A 19,370-nucleotide genomic window follows, 5' to 3' on the forward strand; every position below is an offset into this window, starting at 1 on the left:
AGGTGCATGATGAAGCCGCCCTTGCAGTCGGCCGCGCCGCGCCCGTACCAGCGGCCGTCGCGCTCCGTGAGCCGGAAGGGCGGGGTGATCCAGGCCGACTCGTCCAGCTTCGGCTGCACGTCATAGTGCGCGTAGAGGAGGACGGTCGGGGCGCCGGCCGGGCCGGGCAGTACGCCGTACACCGACTGCGAGCCGTCGGGGGTGTCGAGCAGCGCGACGTCCTGGAAGTCCTCGGCGCGCAGGGCGTCGGCCACCCAGTTCGCCGCCGCCTCCGCGCGTACCTCTTCGGCGTCTGCGTTCTCGCTGCTCACGATGTGCTTCTGCTCCTGATCCGGCCGGTCGTCCCTGCTCTCCCCCGCATCCTACGGCGCGATCTTCGGCGACCCGCGCCGTAGGATCGGTCGTGCGTTCGCCGTACAACACTCATACGGCTACGTCCCTCTTAACGTCGCACCCACCAGGAGCGTGCCCATGACCGCGAATCCGATCGCCGAGACCATCGCCGACCTCATGCCCCGCGCCCAGGCGGAGCTCGCGGAGCTGGTGGCGTTCGAGTCGGTCGCGGACGAGGCCGTGGCCCCGCGGAGCGAGTGCGAGGCGGCGGCGAACTGGGTGGCCGACGCCCTGCGCGCCGAGGACTTCCAGGACGTCGCGCTGCTCGACACCCCCGACGGCTCGCAGTCGGTGTACGGCGTACTGCCCGGCCCGGCCGGCGCCCCGACCGTCCTCCTCTACGCGCACTATGACGTGCAGCCGAAGCTGGACGAGTCGGCCTGGATCACCCCGCCCTTCCGGCTCACGGAGCGCGACGGCCGCTGGTACGGGCGCGGCGCGGCCGACTGCAAGGGCGGCTTCATCATGCACCTGCTGGCGTTGCGCGCCCTCAAGGCGAACGGCGGGGTGCCCGTCACGGTCAAGGTGATCGTGGAGGGCTCCGAGGAGCAGGGCACCGGCGGTCTGGAGCGCTACGCCGAGGCGCACCCCGAGCTGCTGACCTCCGACGCCATCGTCATCGGCGACACCGGCAACTTCCGCGTGGGCCTGCCGACGGTGACGGCGACCCTGCGCGGCATGACGATGATCCGCGTCCGGATCGACACCCTGGAAGGCAACCTGCACTCCGGCCAGTTCGGCGGTGCCGCGCCCGACGCGCTGGCCGCGCTGATCCGCGTCCTGGACTCGCTGCGGGCGGCGGACGGCTCGACGGTCATCGACGGACTGCCGGCGGACGCGGTGTGGGACGGACTGCAGTACCCGGAGGAGGACTTCCGCAAGGACGCCAAGGTCCTGGAGGGGGTCGGACTGCCGGGCGACGGCACGGTCGCCGACCGGATCTGGGCCCGGCCCGCCGTCACCGTCATCGGCATCGACTGCCACCCGGTGGCCGGCGCGACCCCGTCCATCCCGTCGACGGCCCGCGCGCAGATCAGCCTGCGGGTGCCGCCCGGCCAGGACGCCGGCGAGGCGACGAAGCTGCTGTACGCGCACATCGAGAAGCACACGCCGTGGAACGCGCGGGTCTCCTTCGAACAGGTCGGCCAGGGCCAGGCGTTCCGCGCGGACGTGGCCAGCCCGGCGTACACCTCGATGGCCGAGGCCATGCGGATCGCCTACCCGGGCGAGGAGATGCAGAGCGCGGGCATGGGCGGCTCGATCCCGCTGTGCAACACGCTCGCGACGCTCTACCCGGAGGCGGAGATCCTGCTCATCGGCCTGAGCGAGCCTGAGGCGCAGATCCACGCGGTGAACGAGTCGGTCTCGCCGGAGGAGCTGGAGCGGCTGTCGGTGGCGGAGGCGCACTTCCTGGTGAACTACGCCCGCTCGAAGCAGGGTTGAGCGCTCGGCGAAACTCGCCGAAAGCGTACTTCCGTGCGGCGGACGTGGGGACCTGCCTACGTTCGCCGCATGGACCTCCTCGGCATCACCCCGCGCCTGCACGTCCTCCGCTTCTCCGTCGGCCAGGCCTTTCTGTGGCAGGACGACGGAGAGCTGACGCTGATCGACGCCGGCTGGACGGGCGCGGCGCCCGAGATCGAGGCGGCGCTCCGCGGGGCGGGCGTCGACCCCGCCCGCCTGCGCCGGATCATCCTCACCCACTGCCACCGCGACCACGTCGGCTCGGCCGGCGAGCTCGCGGACCGTTTCGGGGCGGAGATCCTCGCCCACCGCCTCGACGCCCCCGTGATCCGCGGCGAGGCCCCGGTCCCCGAACCCATGCTCCTGGACTGGGAGATCCCCCTTCACGCCCACGGCCTCACCGTCCCCGAGGCGCCCCCGACGCGCGTCGACCGGGAGCTGGAGGACGGCGACGTCCTGGACTTCGGCGACGGAGCCGTGGTCGTGCACACCCCGGGCCACACGGACGGCTCGATCGCCATCCATCTCCCCCGCCACGACGTGCTGTTCACCGGCGACACGGTGGCCTCCGTGCAGGGCGTGACCTTCGGGGTGTTCCACGTGGACCGCGAACGGGCCATGGCCTCGATGCGACGGCTGTCCGACCTGAAGCCCTCGGTGATCTGCTGCGGCCACGGCGACCCGGTGACGGAGGAAGCGGCGTCGCGGCTGGAGGCGGCGGCGGGTTCGCGCTGACCGGCCGGTCCCGCGCGGCTTCCGCCGAGCGGCCCCGGGCCCGCCCCGGACCCGCACCTGCGCCTCTCCGGCGGTCGCCGCGCGGGACCGGGGCGTTGGTCAGCCGACCGGGACGCCCGCCTCCAGGTTGAGGACGGTACCGCGCTCCCGGGCGCGCAGGGCCCAGCGGAGGCGGCGGTAGCGGACCGGTGGCAGCAGGTCGGCCGCCTCCTCCTCGGTGACGAAGCGCCAGCCGCGCAGTTCGGCACCGGGCAGCAGGAGGCGTCCGGCCTCGGCGGCGGGGAGGCGGCCCCCGTCGAAGAGCAGGCGCAGGCCGCCGTACCCGGGCGGCTGGGGCCGCTCCCAGTCGACGAGCAACAGGCGGGGCACGGAGTCCAGTTCCAGCCCTATCTCCTCCGCGACCTCGCGCATGCCGGCGCGGGCGGGCGGCTCGCCGCGCTCGACGACTCCGCCGGGGAACTCCCAGCCCGGCTTGTAGGTGGGGTCGACGAGCAGGAAGCGGTCGTGCTCGTCGAAGAGCAGGACGCCGGCCGCCAGCGTCTCGCCGGTCGGCTCCGGGGTCTGGACGATCCCGCAGGGAGCCGCGGTACCGGCCCGGACGGCGTCGGCGACCACCCGGGCGGTCTCCTCCGGCGTGAGCCCGGAGTTGTCGACGACGAAGGCGTCCTCGCCCAGCCAGCCGTCCCGGGCGGCCCGGTAGGGCTCGATGTGCTCGACGGACCACCGGCGCACCCCGTCGATCTCCTCGGGCGGCGAGCCGTCGGGCGTCCGACGCTGGATCCGCTCGCGCAGGATCGTTTCGTCCGGTGCGAGCAGGACATGCCGCACGTCGATGCGCCGGGCGGCGAGGCCGCCGAAGATCTCGTCGCGGTACTCCTGCCGGAGCAGGGTCATGGGGACGACGAGAACGCCGCCGAGCTCGGCGAGCAGCGCGGCGGCGGTGTCGACGACCAGACGCCGCCATATCGGCAGGTCCTGGAAGTCGCCGASCTCGGCGAGCCGCTTCTTCGGCAGGAGCGAGCTCATCGCGCCGCCGGTGAGTTCGGGGTCGTACAGCGTGCTGTTCGGGATCAGATCGACCAGCTCGCGCGCGGTGCCGGACTTCCCCGCGCCGAACGCACCGTTGATCCAGACGATCACGATTCCCCCTCTTCGGTAGCCCACAGTGGCTTGCCCGCAACACCCTGCCACGGAAACCCCCCGGCTGAACCGGAGCGTTCCGGCCGGTGCGACGGGGGTAGACGGGCCCTGTGGCAGGCCGCCGGGCGTGTGAGTCGCCTCACTGCGCGAACGCCCGTGCGGCCCGATGCGTAACACTTCGGCACGGACTGTCGTTGGACCGGCGAGGCAAGGGGGTGCGGAGATGAGCCGTACGGTATTGGAGAGGTTTCCCGCGGGAGGCCCGCGGGGCAGCTGGCCGGCGGAGGAGTTCGCCAGCGCCCGCCGGAGCGAGGGGCTCCCGGCGGAGGTCGTGATGGACCTGGAGTCCGACGCGTTCCTGGTGGTCGTGCAGCAGCGGACATCGGTCGCGGCGAGAGGGTGACGGGGCGGCGGCCCGGCCGGACCCGGATCCGCGCCGTGGCTCCGGGACGAGGAGCCGCCGGAGACCTCCGCGACGGCCGCGCCCACGCCCGGCGTCGGCCGGGCGGCGCTCGTCAGCCCTGGATCCCGGCACCCTCGCGATGCCGCGGCGACACCGCCGCGGCCGCGCCCAGCAGACCCGCGTCCGTGCCCGTCAGGGCCGGCACGACCTCGAGCGTGCGGACGAACGAGAGCGTGGCGTAGTCGCGCAGGCTGCGCCGCAGTGGGGCGAAGAGGACCTCGCCCGCGCCCGCCACTCCCCCGCCGACGACCGCGATGTCGATCTCGACGAGCGTCGCCGTCGCGGCGATCCCCGCCGCCAGCGCCTGCGCCGCGCGCTCGAAGGAGGCCACGGCCACCGGGTCCCCGGCCCGCGCCGACGCGGCCACCGCGGCGGCCGACGCGTCGCCGTCCGGCCCGGGCCGCCAGCCGTTCTCCACGGCGCGCCGGGCGATGTGGGGCCCGCTCGCGATCCGCTCCACACAGCCCCGGCCCCCGCACGGGCACGGGTCGCCGTCCAGATCCACGCTGATGTGCCCGATGTGGCCCGCGTTGCCGGTGGGGCCCGCGTGCACCCGGCCGCCGAGGACCAGTCCGCCGCCCACTCCGGTCGACACCACCAGGCACAGCGCGTTGTCGTGCCCCCGGGCCGCTCCCTGCCAGTGCTCGGCCGCGGTCATCGCGACGCCGTCGCCGACCAGCGTGACGGGCCTGCCTCCGGTCGCCCGGCGCACCCGCTCGACCAGCGGAAACCCGCGCCAGCCCGGCACGTTGACCGGGCTGACGGTGCCCGCGGAGGCGTCGACCGGACCCGCGCTGCCGATGCCCACCGCACCCGCCGCGTCCCAGAGCGGCGAGGCCGCCAGCTCCGCGATCACGGCCTCGACCGCTCGCATCACCGTCTCGCCGTCCTCCCGCGCGGGAGTCGGCCGCTGCGCCCGGACCCGGATCGCGCCGCCGCCGTCCACCAGCGCGCCGGCGATCTTGGTGCCGCCGATGTCCAGCGCGGCGACGAGGCCGGCGGTGAGGTCGGTATGCATGGGCGCGGTGTCTCCAGAAGGGCAGGCGAGGGCCGTTGATCGGTGTGACCTACAGTCTCTCGTCCTCTGACAACGTTGTCCAGGGCCTATGCTCGACAACATCACGACGGCGTCCGACGAGACCGTCCCGACGAGACAGAGGATCTGCGCACTGTGGCCGACATCGCCCGCCGCTCCGAGCACCGTTACGGCAATCGGCCCACGATGAAGGATGTCGCCGCCCGGGCAGGCGTCGGTCTGAAGACGGTGTCCCGTGTCGTCAACGGCGAGCCGGGGGTCACCCCCGACACGGAGCGCCGTGTGCAGGAGGCGATCGACGCGCTCGGCTTCCGCCGCAACGACAGCGCCCGCGTCCTGCGCAAGGGCAGGACCGCCTCGGTCGGGCTCGTCCTGGAGGACCTCGCCGACCCGTTCTACGGCCCCCTCAGCCGCGCCGTCGAGGAGGTCGCCCGGGCCCACGGGGCGCTGCTCATCAACGGCTCCAGCGCGGAGGACCCGGACCGCGAGCAGGAGTTGGCGCTTGCCCTGTGCGCCCGCCGGGTCGACGGGCTGATCGTCATCCCCGCCGGCAGCGACCACCGCTACCTGGAGCCGGAGATGAAGGCGGGCGTCGCGACCGTGTTCGTGGACCGTCCGGCCGGTGGGATCGACGCCGACGCCGTCCTCTCGGACAGCTTCGGGGGTTCGCGGGCCGGTGTGGCCCATCTGATCGCCCACGGTCACCGCCGGATCGGCTTCGTCGGCGACCAGCCCCGCATCCACACCGCGACGGAGCGCCTGCGGGGCTACCGGGCGGCGATGGAGGAGGCCCGGCTCGAGGTCGACGAGTCCTGGGTCTCCCTCGGCCCCACGGACCCGGAGCGGGTCCGCGCGGCGGTGACGGCGATGCTGTCGGGACCGGAGCCGGTCACGGCGCTCTTCGCGGGGAACAACCGCGTCACGGTCACCGCGGTACGGACGCTGGCGGGGCGCGAACACCCGGTGGCCCTGGTCGGGTTCGACGACATCGAACTGGCCGACCTGCTCGGCATCACCGTGATCGCCCAGGACGCCGCCGCGCTGGGCCGTACGGCCGCGGAGCGGCTCTTCCGCCGCCTGGACGGCGTCGAGGAGGCGCCGGCCCAGGTGGTGCTGCGGACGACGCTGATCGCGCGCGGCTCGGGAGAGGTCCCGCCGCCGGCGTAGCCCGCGACGGGCCGGGACCAGGGTCCGGCGCGCACTCGCCGGTCTGAGGGTGGACGACGACAAGATCGTGGTCAATGTGATGGCCGGCGTCGGCAGCGACGACCTGCGCCGGACACTCGCCACCGACGCCCCGCTGGTCCGGGCCATTCCCCTGCCCGCCGTACGMGAGGCCGCTTCCGGCCAGCACGACGGCCACGACCGCCGCGGCGACCAGGATCCCGGCCCGTCGCCGCGCGGCCCGGACGTCACCCGGTCCACCCGGGGCCGCGGGGTGCGGCCCGGCCGGAGCGGCGGCGCCGGCCGGCGGTGCGAGCGGGGAACCCCGGGGCACCTCGGCGGGTGCTGCGGGCCGCGGACCGGCGGAGCCGGACGACCACGCTTCCGGCGCCCCCGGAGCGGCACCGGAAGCGGGCACCGGATCCCGCGCCGCGCCGCCGGGCCACTCGGCCCCGGTGCTCCCGGGGCCGGGCGCCGGGCGGGGATCGGGTTCCGCCGCCGCACCACCCGCCGGCGCGTCCGGCCGCCCCTGCCCCGCGCCAGCGCCGTCCGCCGGCGGCCCGAAACCGCCGCCCGTCGCGGGCGGCGAGGTCTGCGGGGCGGTGCGGGGGTCGTCGGGCCGCCCGCCCGGCGTCCGGGATGCCGGGACGGCGCCGCCCAGCCGGGTCGTGGCCGTCGGATCGCGGCCCTCCGCCACCTCCGCCAGGAGGCGCGCGGCCGCCGTCGCGTCGGGGCGCAGGGCCGGGTCCTTGTCCAGGAGCCGGAGCAGGACCCCGGCGAGGGGCCCGGCCCGGCGCGGTTCCGGGAGCGGTTCGGTGACGATCGCGCTGAGGGTCGACCAGGTCGACGTGCGGCGGAACGGCGCGGAGCCCTCCACGGCGGCGTACAGGGTGGCGCCCAGCGCCCAGACGTCCGAGGCGGGGCCCGGGTCCTGGCCGCGGGCGCGCTCCGGGGCGAGGTAGTCGAGCGAGCCGACGATGTCACCGCTGCGGGTGAGGCGGGTGGCGGAGCCGTCGTCGGGGTCCTCCATGGCGGCGATGCCGAAGTCGGTCAGGACGATCCGGCCCGAGCGGTCGAGCAGGATGTTGCCCGGTTTCACGTCCCGGTGCAGCACGCCGGCCGCGTGCGCGGCGGCCAGCGCCTCCAGGACGTGCGCGCCGATCCGCGCCGCCTCGCGGGGGTCGAGGACCCCGCGCTCGGTCAGCACGTCGTCCATCGAGGGCCCGTCGACGAGCTCCATGACGATGACCGGACGGCCCTCGTGCTCGGCGACGTCGTGCACGGCGACCACTCCGGGGTGGCGGATCCGCGCGGCGGCGCGGGCCTCCCGCTGCATCCGGATGCGCAGGTCGGCGACTTCGGGTCCGGCCGCGTCCGTGAACGTACGGAGTTCCTTGACGGCGACCTCGCGGCCGAGGACCTCGTCGACGGCGCACCACACGACGCCCATGCCGCCACGGCCGAGTCTGCGCACGATTCTGTAGCGGCCCGCGAGCCGCTCGTTCTCCCCCGATGACACCGCTGCCCCGTTCCTCTGTCGTGCGTGCGTGCGACGCACGTGAACGCGTACAGGGTACGGGGCAGTTGGGGCGATCCGGGGTCAACTCCCCTCGCGTTACTGAGCCGTGGCCGTGAGGTCTCCGCGGCGCGGGGCGGCGAAGCGGTCCAGGTCGGCGCGGGTCAGGCCGGTCAGGGCGTCGACCTCGGCGGTGTCGAGGGCTCCGCAGTCGATGCCGCGCAGCAGGTAGGAACCGAGCGCCTTGGCGGTGGCGGGCTCGTCCATCACGTCGCCGGCGGCGTGGTTCGCGTAGGCGGACAGCCGCTTGGCGGCGGCCTCGAAGCCCTCGCGGTAGAAGGCGAAGACCGCGGCGTAGCGGGTGGGGATGTGGCCGGGGTGCATGTCCCAGCCCTGGTAGTAGGCGCGGGCCAGGGCGCGGCGGGTGAGGCCGTAGTGGAGGCGCCAGGCCTCGTGCACGTGGGCGGTGGAGCCGACCGGCAGCACGTTGGTGGAGCCGTCGGAGACCCGTACACCGGTGCCGGCGGCGGCGACCTGCATGATCGCCTTGGCGTGGTCGGCGGCGGGGTGGTCGCTGGCCTGGTAGGCGGCGGAGACGCCGAGGCAGGCGCTGTAGTCGAAGGTGCCGTAGTGCAGTCCGGTCGCGCGGCCCTCGGCGGCGCCGATCATGCGGGCGACGGCGGCGGTGCCGTCGGCGGCGAGGATGGACTGGCTGGTCTCGATCTGGATCTCGAAGCCCAGGCGGCCGGCGTCCAGGCCGTGGGCCTTCTCGAACGCCTCCAGGAGCCGCACGAAGGCGGTGACCTGCTCCGGGTAGGTCACCTTGGGGAGGGTGAGGACGAGGCCCTCGGGGAGGCCGCCGTTCTCCATCAGGCCGGTGAGGAAGACGTCGGTGGTGCGGATGCCGCGGTCGCGGACGGCGGCCTCCATGCACTTCATGCGGATGCCCATGTACGGGGCCGCGGTGCCGTCGCGGTAGGCCTCCGCAATCAGGCGGGCGGCGCGGGCGGCGTCGCGGTCCTCGGCGTCCGCGTCCTTCCCGCCGTAGCCGTCCTCGAAGTCGACCCGGAGGTCCTCGATCGGCTCGCGCTCCAGCTTGGCCCGCACCCGGGCGTGGACGTCGACGGCGAGGTCGTCGGAGAGGCCGAGGACGGCGGCGAAGGACTCCGCGTCCGGGGCGTGCTCGTCGAGGGCGGCGAGGGCCTGGTCGCCCCAGGAGCGGATGGTGCCGGCGTCGAAGACGTCGCCGGGCACGTAGACGGTGTGGACGGGCTGGCGGGTGCCGGGGTCGCCGGGGTAGCGGCGGTCCAGTTCGGCGTCCACGGACGCGAGGGAGGCGCTGATGCCCTCGCTGACCGCTCCGGCGAGACTCGTGGCGACCTTCTCCTGCCGACCCTGCTGACCCATTCCCAGCTCCTCCCACTTTTCCGCTTCACGGAATCAACAATCCGTATAGCGAAGTTATAAGTCCGGCGGGACCTGCGTCAATGGTTGTCCGAAACGGCCGGGGGCCGCACGGTGAGAGTTCACCGTGCGGCCCCCGGGCCCGACAGATCCGCAGGTCAGCCCTTGCGGGTCTTGACCTCTTCGGTCAGCTGCGGGACGACGTCGAAGAGGTCGCCGACCACGCCGTAGTCGACGAGGTCGAAGATCGGAGCCTCGGCGTCCTTGTTGATGGCCACGATGGTCTTCGAGGTCTGCATACCCGCGCGGTGCTGGATCGCACCGGAGATGCCGGACGCGATGTACAGCTGCGGCGAGACCGACTTGCCGGTCTGGCCGACCTGGTTGGAGTGCGGGTACCAGCCGGCGTCGACGGCGGCGCGCGAGGCGCCGACGGCGGCACCGAGGGAGTCGGCGAGCGCCTCGATGACCGAGAAGTTCTCGGCACCGTTGACGCCACGGCCGCCGGAGACCACGATCGCGGCCTCGGTCAGCTCCGGACGGCCGGTCGACTCGCGCGGGGTGCGGGCGGTGACCTTGGTGCCGGTGGCCTGCGCCGAGAAGGTGACGGCGAGGGCCTCGACGGCGCCGGCGGCCGGGGCGGCCTCGACCGGGGCCGAGTTCGGCTTGACCGTGATGACCGGCGTGCCCTTGGACACGCGGGACTTGGTGGTGAAGGAGGCGGCGAACGCGGACTGCGTCGCGACCGGGCCCTCGTCACCGGCCTCGAGGTCGACGGCGTCGGTGATGATGCCGGAGCCGATGCGGACCGCGAGGCGGGCCGCGACCTCCTTGCCCTCGGCGGAGGACGGGACGAGCACGGCGGCCGGGGAGACCTGCTCGTACGCGGCCTGGAGCGCGTCCACCTTCGGTACCACGAGGTACTCGGCGAACTCGGGGGCGTCGGCGGTCAGGACCTTCACCGCGCCGTGCTCGGCGAGCGCCGGGGCGGTGGCCTCGGCGCCGGCGCCGAGCGCGACGGCGACGGGCTCGCCGAGGCGGCGGGCGAGGGTCAGCAGCTCCAGGGTGGGCTTGCGGACGGCTCCGTCGACGTGGTCGACGTAGACGAGAATCTCAGCCATGGGACTTCAATCTCCTGCGAACGAAAAGGGGGCGGACTTCAGCGGCTCGCGCGAGCCCTAGATGAACTTCTGGCTCGCGAGGAACTCGGCCAGCTGCTTGCCGCCCTCGCCCTCGTCCTTGACGATCGTGCCGGCCGTGCGGGCCGGACGCTCCGCAGCCGAGTCGACCGCGGTCCAGGCGCCCTCCAGACCCACTTCCTCGGCCTCGATGTCGAGGTCGGAGAGGTCCAGCGACTCCACCGGCTTCTTCTTGGCGGCCATGATGCCCTTGAAGGACGGGTAGCGCGCCTCGCCCGACTGGTCGGTCACCGACACGACCGCGGGAAGCGAGGCCTCCAGCTGCTCGGACGCGGTGTCGCCGTCGCGGCGGCCCTTCACGACGCCGTCCGCGATGGAGACCTCGGAGAGCAGCGTGACCTGCGGGACGCCCAGACGCTCGGCGAGGATCGCCGGCAGGACGCCCATCGTGCCGTCGGTGGAGGCCATACCGGCGATGACGACGTCGTAGCCGGTCTTCTCGATGGCCTTGGCGAGCACGAGCGAGGTACCCATGACGTCGGTGCCGTGCAGATCGTCGTCCTCGACGTGGACGGCCTTGTCGGCACCCATGGAGAGCGCCTTGCGCAGAGCGTCCTTGGCGTCCTCGGGGCCGACCGTCAGGACGGTGACCTCGGCGTCGTCGGCCTCTTCGGCGATCTGGAGCGCCTGCTCGACCGCGTACTCGTCCAGCTCCGACAGCAGGCCGTCGACGTCGTCGCGGTCCACCGTCAGGTCATCGGCGAAGTGCCGGTCGCCGGTGGCGTCGGGCACGTACTTCACACAGACAACGATCCTCAAGCTCACGCCGGCTCTCCTACTGCATCGGTCATTACTGGGCTGCCTTGTTGCTCGCAGCATAGGCGCCTGAAGGGCGGGTTTCCGGTCGGGGCGTGCGTAGCCCCCGACCGGAATATTACTCGTCAGTACACCCAGTCCGTTACCAGTAAGCAAGCGCTCAGGCGTGTGACCTTGCCAACGCCGGAGGGGCGGAACTCTCAGTCGCGCAGCGCGTTGAAGCGGCCCTGGTGGTAGATCAGCGGCCGGCCGGTCCCGTCGGGGTCGCCGGCCACGGCCTGGGCGATCACGATCCGGTGGTCGCCGGCGGGTACGCGTGCCACGACCCGGCACACGAGCCAGGCCAGCACGCCGTCGAGGACGGGGACGCCCTCGGGCCCCACGCTCCAGCGCGTCGGGTCGCCGAAGCGGTCGGCGCCGCTCCGGGCGAACGTGGCGGCCAGGTCCCGCTGGTGCTCGCCGAGTATGTGGACGCCGATGTGCTCGGCCTCGGCCACCACGGGCCAGCTGGAGGAGGAGGTGCCCACGCCGAAGGAGATCAGCGGCGGCTCCGCGGCGACGGAGTTGAGGGAGGTCGCGGTGAAGCCGACGGGGCGGTCGCCGTAGGCGGTGACGACCGCGACACCGGCGGCGTGCTGGCGGAAGACGGAGCGGAGGAGATCGGGAGAAGCCTGCCGAGGGGCGCCTATGGTGCGGAGCTCGGGCGAAACCGTCATGGAATTGTCCTTCTGCGAGGGCGTCGTGAGAGGGGTCCGTGGGTTCTCAGACACCCGGACAGCGCGCGCTCGCGTTGCGGGCCAGGTCCACGTGGGCCCGGCCGTAGAGAAGGAGTTCTTGGGGCACCCCGCCAGACTGACGATCGTTGCCGGGTGCAGTCAAGTGCGTACCGCGATGTGGGAGATGTGTCACCGCGTCAGACGGCCCGGCCCAGCGCGGCGATGACGTCCGCCTTGCGGGGCTGCCCGGCGGCCCGGCGGACGATCCGTCCGGTCCGGTCCAGGACGAGCACCGTGGGGGTCCGCTCGATGCCGAGCGCGCGGACCAGGTCCAGCCGTTCCTCGGCGTCGATCTCCACGTGGCCGACCCCGTCGATCATCCCCGCCACCTCCGACAGGGTGCGGCGGGTCGCCCGGCAGGGCTGGCAGAACGCGGTGGAGAACTGCACCAGGGTGGRCCGCTCCCCCAGCTCCGCGCCGAGCCGGTCGGCGCCGAGCGGGCCCGCGTCCCGCCCGCCGGCGCCCCGCCCGAGGGTGCCGGACTCCTCGCCCGATTCGTTCACGTGTCCGCCTCCCTGCCGTCCCTGCTCTCCGCATGCAGCGTCCCACGGCTCCGTTCGATTCCCGCCCCGCGTGCGCGGGGTGACGAGAATCTCCCCGTACGAAGGCGTCAGGACTGGTCAGCACGGCCCACATGGGGCACGATCTGCCCAAAGCCAAAAACCTACGGCTGCGTAACTTCCGCCGGGAGAACCATCCCCAGGCACTGAAGAAGGGGTTCCTCTCCGATGGCAGAACTCGTCTATCGGCCGGTCATCGGCGCCGCTCTGACCATGTTCAAGGCGCTCGACCTGAAGATCGACACTCAGGGTTCGGAGAACATCCCGCGCTCGGGTGGGGCGGTACTCGTCAGCAACCACATCAGCTACCTGGACTTCATCTTCACGGGTCTGGCCGCGCTGCCGCAGAAGCGCCTCGTGCGCTTCATGGCCAAGGACTCGGTGTTCCGGCACAAGGTGTCGGGTCCGCTCATGCGCGGCATGAAGCACATCCCGGTCGACCGCTCACAGGGCGAGCACGCGTACCAGCACGCGCTCGAGTCCCTGCGGTCGGGCGAGGTGATCGGCGTCTTCCCCGAGGCCACGATCTCCCAGTCGTTCACCCTGAAGAGCTTCAAGTCGGGTGCCGCACGGCTCGCCCAGGAGGCCGGGGTCCCTCTGATCCCGATGGCGCTGTGGGGCACGCAGCGGATCTGGACGAAGGGCCGCCCGCGGAACTTCAAGCGCCAGCACATCCCGGTCACCATCCGGGTCGGCGAGCCGATCGAGGCGCCGACGGACCAGTACGCGGGCGCCATCACCCGGCGGCTGCGCGAACGCGTCCAGGAGCTCCTGGAGGCGGCGCAGCGCGCCTACCCCGTGCGCCCCAAGGACGCCGGCGACACCTGGTGGGTCCCGGCGCACCTCGGGGGCACGGCTCCGACGCCGGCGCAGGTCAAGGAAGCGGGCTGACCGGCCCCGTCCGCTGAAACGTCACTCCGGGGCGCCGACGGTGATCCGCGCCCCGGGGCTCAGGCGTTCCAGCGATTCGGCGAGTTCGGCACCCGCGGCCACGAGCTGCTCGGAGGTCATCGGCTCCAGCGCCTCCAGCAGGAAGAGCGCGTTCACGGTGGAGCCGTCGATCCGGGTGCGCGGCCCCTGCCGCCAGTTCCAGCGGCGGCAGGTGACGCCGGCCTCGTCGAGCCAGACGACCTCGCCGGCCTCCGGGTGCTCGACGGTCTCCACCCCGCCGGCCGTCGTCGCGAACGGTTCGTCCCCGGTCGCCACGACGAGCCGCATGGCGCCCTGGATGCGGTCCAGGTCCTCGCCGCCGACGGGGATCAGGTGCGCGACGCTGACCGCGTTGTACGCGTCGACGAGACGGTTGATCCGCGGCAGTCCGCCGTCCGCGAGGGCGCGCCGGGCCAGCGCCTCCGCGGAGTTGCGGGTGCGGGAGGGCTTCGCGCCGAAGGCCGTGTAGGCGGCGCGCCAGGCGGCGACGTGCGGGTCGCGGTCCGGGGAACGGCCGTCGAGACGCTCGGCCAGCCGGCGGCCCGCCTCGTCCAGGAGGGCCGAACTCACCTCGTCGCTGGGCCCGTTGACGAGTCCGCGCGCCTCGACGGCGAGATGGGTGAAGCCGGGGACGAGGCTGCGTACCTCGTCGGACACGGTGAGCGTGAGAGTCATGGTCCGCCGTTCGGTTCCGGTCAGAGCTCCGTGGGGAGCGTGCGTGCGAGGTGGGGCCGGTCGGACGCGGCGCGCAGCGCGCTCAGGACGGCCGGATGCGGTTCAGCATAGAGCACCGGGTAGTCCACTTCATTGCACTCCGGCCGTACGGTCCAGGCCAGCCGCTCCTCGTCCGGCGAGAACTGCGCGTCGATCCCGGGCCTGTTGCCCCGGACGTCCTGCCGCGCCCACCGCACGGCCCCCGGCAGCCGGACGGCGGCCAGGCCGTGGACGACCGGGTTCGAGCCGTCGTCGTCGGCGAGCCGCTGGTAGCAGAGGGCGGCCGGGACGCCCCGGGCCCGCAGGAGCGCGACGTAGGCGATCGACTTGGCGTAGCAGATACCGGTACGGGCCCCGATCACGTCGGAGGCGCGCCAGGTGACACGCGGGTCGCCGGAGTCCGCCGAGTGGGGAATGGTGTCCCGTACGAACTCATAGGCGGCCTTCGCGTATGAGTATGCATCGGAGTGCCGGGACGACAGCTCGTCCGCGACGGCGCGCACCCGCGGATGGCGATGGTCCACCGCCTCGCACTCCGTCAGGTATGCGGCGATGTCGGGTTCTTGCTGGATCATCTCCATGGAGCGGGAGCATAGGAAAGCGTCCGGACGGTAGTCAATGACTTTCCGTCCGGACGCATATCCATGCGATTCGATGGGCGCTATCGCGCCATTTCTTCCTTGAGGGCCTGGAGGAACGCGTCCACGTCGTCCTCCGTGGTGTCGAACGAGCACATCCAGCGCACGTCACCGGCCGCCTCGTCCCAGAAGTAGAAGCGGAAGCGCTTCTGCAGCCGGGTGCTGACCTCGTGGGGCAGCCGGGCGAAGACCGCGTTGGCCTGCACGGGGTAGAGGATCTCCACGCCGTCGACACCGCGGACGCCGGCCGCGAGGCGCTGCGCCATGGCGTTGGAGTGCCGGGCGTTGCGCAGCCACAGGTCCTTGGCCAGCAGGGCCTCCAGCTGCACGGAGACGAAGCGCATCTTCGAGGCGAGCTGCATGGACAGCTTGCGCAGGTGCTTCATGTGGCTGACGGCGTCCGGGTTGAGCACCACGACAGCCTCGCCGAAGAGCATGCCGTTCTTCGTGCCGCCGTACGAGATGACGTCCACACCCACCGCGTTCGTGAAGGCGCGCATCGGCACGTCGAGCGAGGCCGCGGCGTTGGCTATCCGGGCCCCGTCGAGGTGCACCTTCATGCCCTTGCCGTGCGCGTGCTCCACGATCGCCCGGATCTCGTCCACGGTGTAGACGGTGCCGAGTTCGGTGTTCTGGGTGATCGAGACGACCTGCGGCATGGCCCGGTGCTCGTCCTCCCAGCCCCACGCCTGCCGGTCGATCAGCTCGGGGGTGAGCTTGCCGTCCGGAGTCGGCACCGTGAGCAGCTTGAGGCCGCCCATCCGCTCGGGCGCGCCGCCCTCGTCCACGTTGATGTGCGCGGACTCGGCGCAGATCACCGCGCCCCAGCGGTCGGTCAGGGCCTGCAGCGCGGTCACGTTCGCACCCGTCCCGTTGAAGACCGGGAACGCTTCGGCGTGCGGGCCGAAGTGGCTGTGCATGATCCGCTGGAGGTGCTCGGTGTAGTCGTCCTCGCCGTACGCGATCTGGTGACCGTCGTTGGCGAGAGCGAGGGCGGCGAGCACCTCGGGGTGGACGCCGGCGTAGTTGTCGCTGGCGAAGCCCCGGACCGACGGGTCGTGGTGACGACGCGCGTCGGTCCTGGTGGGGAACGCCGGGGTCACGGCTTGGGGGTCAGCCACAGACGCTGTCCATTCACTTCCTGTGCGGGCCGGTCCCAGACACCGGCGATGGCGTCGGCCAGATCCTTGACGTCGGTGAAGCCCGCGAACTTCGCATTGGGGCGTTCGGCGCGCATGGCGTCGTGCACCAGTGCCTTGATCACCAGGATCGCAGCCGCCGCCGACGGGCCTTCCTCGCCCCCCGCCTTGCGGAACTCGTCGCCCATCGCGAGGGTCCACGCCTCGGCCGCCGCCTTGGCCGCCGCGTAGGCGGCGTTCCCGGCGGTGGGCTTGGAGGCGCCCGCGGCGCTGATCAGCAGGTAGCGGCCGCGGTCGCTGCGCTGCAGCGCGTCCTGGAAGGCGAGCGAGGTGGACTGGACCGTGCGGATGAGCAGCTTCTCCAGGAAGGTCCAGTCCGCGAGGTCGGTCTCGGCGAAGGAGGAGCTGCCGCGCCAGCCGCCCACCAGGTGGACCAGCCCGTCGATCCGGCCGAACTCCTTCTCGGTCTTGTCCGCCCACTCGCGGGCGGCGCCCAGGTCGAAGAGGTCGACCGTGTCACCGATGACGGTGGCACCGCCGTGGGCGTAGCGGGCGGCGTCGACCGCCTCGGCCAGACGCGCGGGATCCGCGTCCGAGGCGACGACGGTCGCTCCGGCTTCGGCGAGACGCAGAAGCGTCGCCCGGCCGGCGGCGCCGGCCGCTCCCGCGACCGCGATGACGGCTCCGTCCAGCGGTCCGCCGTTCCCGTTGCCGTTCATGGTCGTCGCCTCCTCCGTGACAGGGTTCACGCGGCAGCCTGCCCGTCCCGGGACGCGTCGGCGGCGGTGATGCCCTTGGTGGAGGCGATCACGCCCTTCAGCTTCTTGGACAGGGCCTCATAGAACATGCTGAGCGGAAACTCGTCCGGAAGCACGTCGTCGACGAGCTTGCGGGGCGGCAGCGACAGGTCCAGGGCGTCGGGGCCCTTGGCCCAGCGGGAGCCCGGGTGCGGAGCGAGGTAGGTGGAGACCAGGTCGTACGCGGCAAGCCAGTGGACCAGCTTGGGGCGGTCGATGCCGTCGCGGTACAGCTTCTCGATCTCGGCGCAGAGCTGGTTGGTGACCTCGGGGGCCCGCTGCCAGTCGATCTTGAGCTTGTTGTCCGTCCAGCGCACCACGTCGTGCTTGTGGAGGTACGCGAAGAGGAGCTGGCCGCCCACGCCGTCGTAGTTGCGGTTGCGGTCGCCGGAGACCGGGAAGCGGAACATCCGGTCGAAGAGGACGGCGTACTGCACGTCACGGCCGTGGGTGTTGCCCTCGGCCTCCAGCTTCACGGCCTCCTTGAAGGCGGTGAGGTCGCAGCGCAGCTCCTCCAGGCCGTACATCCAGAACGGCTGGCGCTGCTTGATCATGAACGGGTCGAACGGGAGGTCGCCGTGGCTGTGGGTGCGGTCGTGGACCATGTCCCACAGGACGAACGCCTTCTCGCACCGCTCCTGGTCCTGGACCATGGCGGCGATGTCCTGGGGCAGCTCGATGCCCAGGATGTCGACGGCGGCCTCGGTGACCTTGCGGAAGCGGGCGGCCTCGCGGTCGCAGAAGATGCCGCCCCAGCTGAAGCGCTCGGGGGCCTCGCGCACGGCGATGGTCTCGGGGAAGAGGACGGCGGAGTGCGTGTCGTACCCCGCGGTGAAGTCCTCGAAGGTGATGCCGCAGAACAGCGGGTTGTCGTAGCGGGTGCGCTCCAGCTCCGAGAGCCACTCGGGCCACACCATGCGCAGGACGACGGCCTCGAAGTTGCGGTCGGGGTTGCCGTTCTGCGTGTACATCGGGAAGAGCACCAGGTGCTGGAGCCCGTCCTCGCGGCCGGCGGCCGGCTGGAAGGCCAGCAGCGAGTCGAGGAAGTCCGGCACGCCGAAGCCCTCCTCGACCCACTTGCGCAGGTCGGCGACGAGCGCGAGGTGGTAGGCGGCGTCGTGCGGGAGCAGCGGGGAGAGCTGCTCGACCGCGTGCGCGACACGACCGACGGTGACGGTGACGACCTCACGGGTCGGCGCGCCCTCGGCCTCGAAGTCGATGGAGCCGTCGGCGTTCTGCCAGGGACGGATCTCCTCCACGGCACCCTTGAGCTCGGGCCAGGCAGGGTGCTCGATCACCGGGGTGGCGGTGGATATCCCCCCACTGGTCACGTCCTGCACAAGAATTTCCGTCATGCCTCTTCCTCCACAGGAGAACCTCGCGTTAAGACACCGTAACCGTGCGAGGTTCTCCCCCACAAGAGGAGATGAGAGAAATTATCCTGTGCGACCCCCCTGATCGCCGCTGTTTTTCCTGTCTGGGCGCATCGAGGCAATCGCATCCGCCGCCCGGGACAGGGCGTCGGCCGCCTCCTCGAGGTATCCGGACAGGGCCAGGAATCCGTGGAACATCCCGGGCCGGTGGTCCTCCGTGACCGGGACCCCGGCGTCGCGCAGAGCGGCGGCGAAGGCCCGGCCCTCGTCGCACAGCGGGTCGCAGCCCGCCGTGAGGACGTGGGCGGGCGGCAGACCGGCCGGCTCGGCACGGAGCGGGGAGGCGAGCGGATGGCGGGGGTCGCCGTCCGGGCCCAGGTAGTGGTCGCGGTACCAGCGCATGTGGGCGGTGGTGAGGTAGTAGCCCTGCCCGTTGGTCCGGTACGAGGCGGGTGAGCCGGCCAGGTCGGTCGCCGGGTAGAGGAGGACCTGGCCGGCGAGGGCGGGGCCTCCGCGCTCCCGGGCGAGGAGCGCCGCCGCGGCGGCGAGGTTGCCGCCCGCGCTGTCCCCGGCCACGACGAGGGCGTCCGGTGCCCCGCCGAGGTGGTCGATGTGCGCGGCGGCCCACCGCACGGCGGCGTACGCGTCCTCGACGGCGGCCGGGAAGCGGGCCTCGGGGGCGAGCCGGTAGTCCACCGAGACCACGACGGCCCCTGACTCCCGGCACAGCGAGCGGCAGGTGCGGTCGTGGGTGTCCGGACCGCACAGCACCCAGCCGCCGCCGTGCAGGAAGACGACGGTCGGGCGGGGTCCCGGGCCGCCCGGCGGCCGGTAGACGCGTACGGGAAGGCCGGGGGCGCCGGGCGGCCCCGGGATCACGCCCTCCTCGACCGCGCCCACGGCGGGCGGCTCCCCGGGCACCGCGGGGGCGGCGGCCAGGATCCGCCGGGCCTCGGCGGGGTCGGTGACGGCGCCTCCMACGTCGGGGAAGACCGCGGTCAGGAGCTCCACGAAGGGCCGGGCGGCGGGGTCGAGCCGGTCCGGGCCGATCGTGCCGGCGGAGTCGGGGGCTCCGGCAGCCGCGGGGACGACGGGGACGAGGGCTCCGGCGGCCGGGACCGGTGCGCCGGGTGCGGCGGCCGAGGGGGTGACGGGGTCGCGGGGCGTGTCGCC

Annotated in this window: 18 protein-coding genes and 2 pseudogenes; 5 read left to right on the forward strand and 15 right to left on the reverse strand. The window is 72.9% G+C overall.

Annotated elements, in window-relative coordinates:
• Positions 1-272, reverse strand: a pseudogene (locus EAO71_RS00225) (M20/M25/M40 family metallo-hydrolase); the annotation flags it as partial.
• A gap of 199 nt (positions 273-471) precedes the next feature.
• On the opposite strand from EAO71_RS00225, the gene EAO71_RS00230 reads away from it, so the two are divergent.
• Both EAO71_RS00230 and EAO71_RS00235 read left to right on the forward strand, forming a co-directional pair.
• The gene (locus EAO71_RS00230) at positions 472-1,836 is read left to right on the forward strand and encodes a dipeptidase (protein WP_147975718.1); all 1,365 of its coding nucleotides are present in this window, start codon (positions 472-474) and stop codon (positions 1,834-1,836) included.
• A gap of 69 nt (positions 1,837-1,905) precedes the next feature.
• On the forward strand, positions 1,906-2,592 hold the full coding sequence (locus EAO71_RS00235) for an MBL fold metallo-hydrolase (protein ID WP_147975719.1): 687 nt from the start codon (positions 1,906-1,908) through the stop codon (positions 2,590-2,592).
• A gap of 99 nt (positions 2,593-2,691) precedes the next feature.
• Here EAO71_RS00235 and EAO71_RS00240 read toward each other — a convergent pair whose 3' ends face one another.
• On the reverse strand, positions 2,692-3,732 hold the full coding sequence (locus EAO71_RS00240) for an NUDIX hydrolase (RefSeq protein WP_147975720.1): 1,041 nt from the start codon (positions 3,730-3,732) through the stop codon (positions 2,692-2,694).
• Between the two features lie 223 nt (positions 3,733-3,955).
• Here EAO71_RS00240 and EAO71_RS00245 point away from each other — a divergent pair, with 223 nt between their 5' ends.
• On the forward strand, positions 3,956-4,135 hold the full coding sequence (locus EAO71_RS00245; RefSeq protein ID WP_147975721.1) for a hypothetical protein: 180 nt from the start codon (positions 3,956-3,958) through the stop codon (positions 4,133-4,135).
• 112 nt (positions 4,136-4,247) lie between these two features.
• On the opposite strand, the gene EAO71_RS00250 is transcribed toward EAO71_RS00245, so the two are convergent.
• Positions 4,248-5,213, reverse strand: a complete 966-nt coding sequence (locus EAO71_RS00250) for an ROK family protein (RefSeq protein ID WP_147975722.1) — start codon at positions 5,211-5,213, stop codon at positions 4,248-4,250.
• Between the two features lie 204 nt (positions 5,214-5,417).
• On the opposite strand from EAO71_RS00250, the gene EAO71_RS00255 reads away from it, so the two are divergent.
• On the forward strand, positions 5,418-6,398 hold the full coding sequence (locus EAO71_RS00255; RefSeq protein ID WP_187282497.1) for a LacI family DNA-binding transcriptional regulator: 981 nt from the start codon (positions 5,418-5,420) through the stop codon (positions 6,396-6,398).
• Between the two features lie 286 nt (positions 6,399-6,684).
• Here the strand turns inward: EAO71_RS00255 and EAO71_RS40265 are convergent.
• The 6 genes and pseudogenes from EAO71_RS40265 to EAO71_RS00290 all read right to left on the reverse strand — a co-directional run.
• Positions 6,685-7,914: pseudogene (locus tag EAO71_RS40265) on the reverse strand (serine/threonine-protein kinase); the annotation flags it as partial.
• Positions 7,915-8,010: 96 nt separating this feature from the next.
• Positions 8,011-9,318, reverse strand: coding sequence for a DUF6986 family protein (locus tag EAO71_RS00270; protein ID WP_147975724.1), 1,308 nt, complete (start codon positions 9,316-9,318; stop codon positions 8,011-8,013).
• A 155-nt stretch (positions 9,319-9,473) separates the two neighbouring features.
• A complete protein-coding gene (locus EAO71_RS00275; RefSeq protein ID WP_147975725.1) occupies positions 9,474-10,436 on the reverse strand; it encodes an electron transfer flavoprotein subunit alpha/FixB family protein in 963 nt (320 codons plus the stop codon).
• 57 nt (positions 10,437-10,493) lie between these two features.
• Positions 10,494-11,279, reverse strand: coding sequence for an electron transfer flavoprotein subunit beta/FixA family protein (locus EAO71_RS00280; protein WP_147975726.1), 786 nt, complete (start codon positions 11,277-11,279; stop codon positions 10,494-10,496).
• 191 nt (positions 11,280-11,470) lie between these two features.
• Positions 11,471-11,986, reverse strand: coding sequence for a flavin reductase family protein (locus EAO71_RS00285; RefSeq protein ID WP_147975727.1), 516 nt, complete (start codon positions 11,984-11,986; stop codon positions 11,471-11,473).
• Positions 11,987-12,183: 197 nt separating this feature from the next.
• Positions 12,184-12,456, reverse strand: coding sequence for a TlpA family protein disulfide reductase (locus tag EAO71_RS00290; protein WP_261991915.1), 273 nt, complete (start codon positions 12,454-12,456; stop codon positions 12,184-12,186).
• Between the two features lie 318 nt (positions 12,457-12,774).
• On the opposite strand from EAO71_RS00290, the gene EAO71_RS00295 reads away from it, so the two are divergent.
• Positions 12,775-13,497 carry a lysophospholipid acyltransferase family protein gene (locus tag EAO71_RS00295; protein ID WP_147975729.1) on the forward strand — a complete coding sequence of 241 codons (723 nt, stop codon included), beginning with the start codon at positions 12,775-12,777 and terminating at the stop codon, positions 13,495-13,497.
• 21 nt (positions 13,498-13,518) lie between these two features.
• Here the strand turns inward: EAO71_RS00295 and EAO71_RS00300 are convergent, their stop codons facing one another.
• The 6 genes from EAO71_RS00300 to EAO71_RS00325 form a co-directional block, all read right to left on the reverse strand.
• Positions 13,519-14,211 carry a B3/B4 domain-containing protein gene (locus EAO71_RS00300; RefSeq protein ID WP_147975730.1) on the reverse strand — a complete coding sequence of 231 codons (693 nt, stop codon included), beginning with the start codon at positions 14,209-14,211 and terminating at the stop codon, positions 13,519-13,521.
• A 20-nt stretch (positions 14,212-14,231) separates the two neighbouring features.
• Positions 14,232-14,831: a transglutaminase-like domain-containing protein gene (locus tag EAO71_RS00305; RefSeq protein WP_147975731.1), complete on the reverse strand. Its 600-nt coding sequence runs from the start codon at positions 14,829-14,831 to the stop codon at positions 14,232-14,234.
• A gap of 80 nt (positions 14,832-14,911) precedes the next feature.
• Complete coding sequence (locus EAO71_RS00310) at positions 14,912-16,009, reverse strand: threonine aldolase family protein (RefSeq protein ID WP_261991912.1); 1,098 nt, start codon at positions 16,007-16,009, stop codon at positions 14,912-14,914.
• On the reverse strand, positions 15,988-16,746 hold the full coding sequence (locus tag EAO71_RS00315) for an SDR family NAD(P)-dependent oxidoreductase (protein ID WP_147975762.1): 759 nt from the start codon (positions 16,744-16,746) through the stop codon (positions 15,988-15,990). Before EAO71_RS00315 ends, EAO71_RS00310 begins: the two co-directional genes overlap by 22 nt.
• A gap of 26 nt (positions 16,747-16,772) precedes the next feature.
• Entirely contained in the window at positions 16,773-18,179 is a 1,407-nt protein-coding gene (locus EAO71_RS00320; RefSeq protein WP_147975732.1) for a DUF6421 family protein, read from the reverse strand.
• Positions 18,180-18,260: 81 nt separating this feature from the next.
• Positions 18,261-19,370 (reverse strand): alpha/beta hydrolase (locus EAO71_RS00325; RefSeq protein WP_315986575.1); only part of this gene is annotated, 1,110 nt, incomplete at its 5' end.

This window comes from Streptomyces sp. MS191 (assembly GCF_008042125.1).
Taxonomy (GTDB): Bacteria; Actinomycetota; Actinomycetes; order Streptomycetales; family Streptomycetaceae; genus Streptomyces.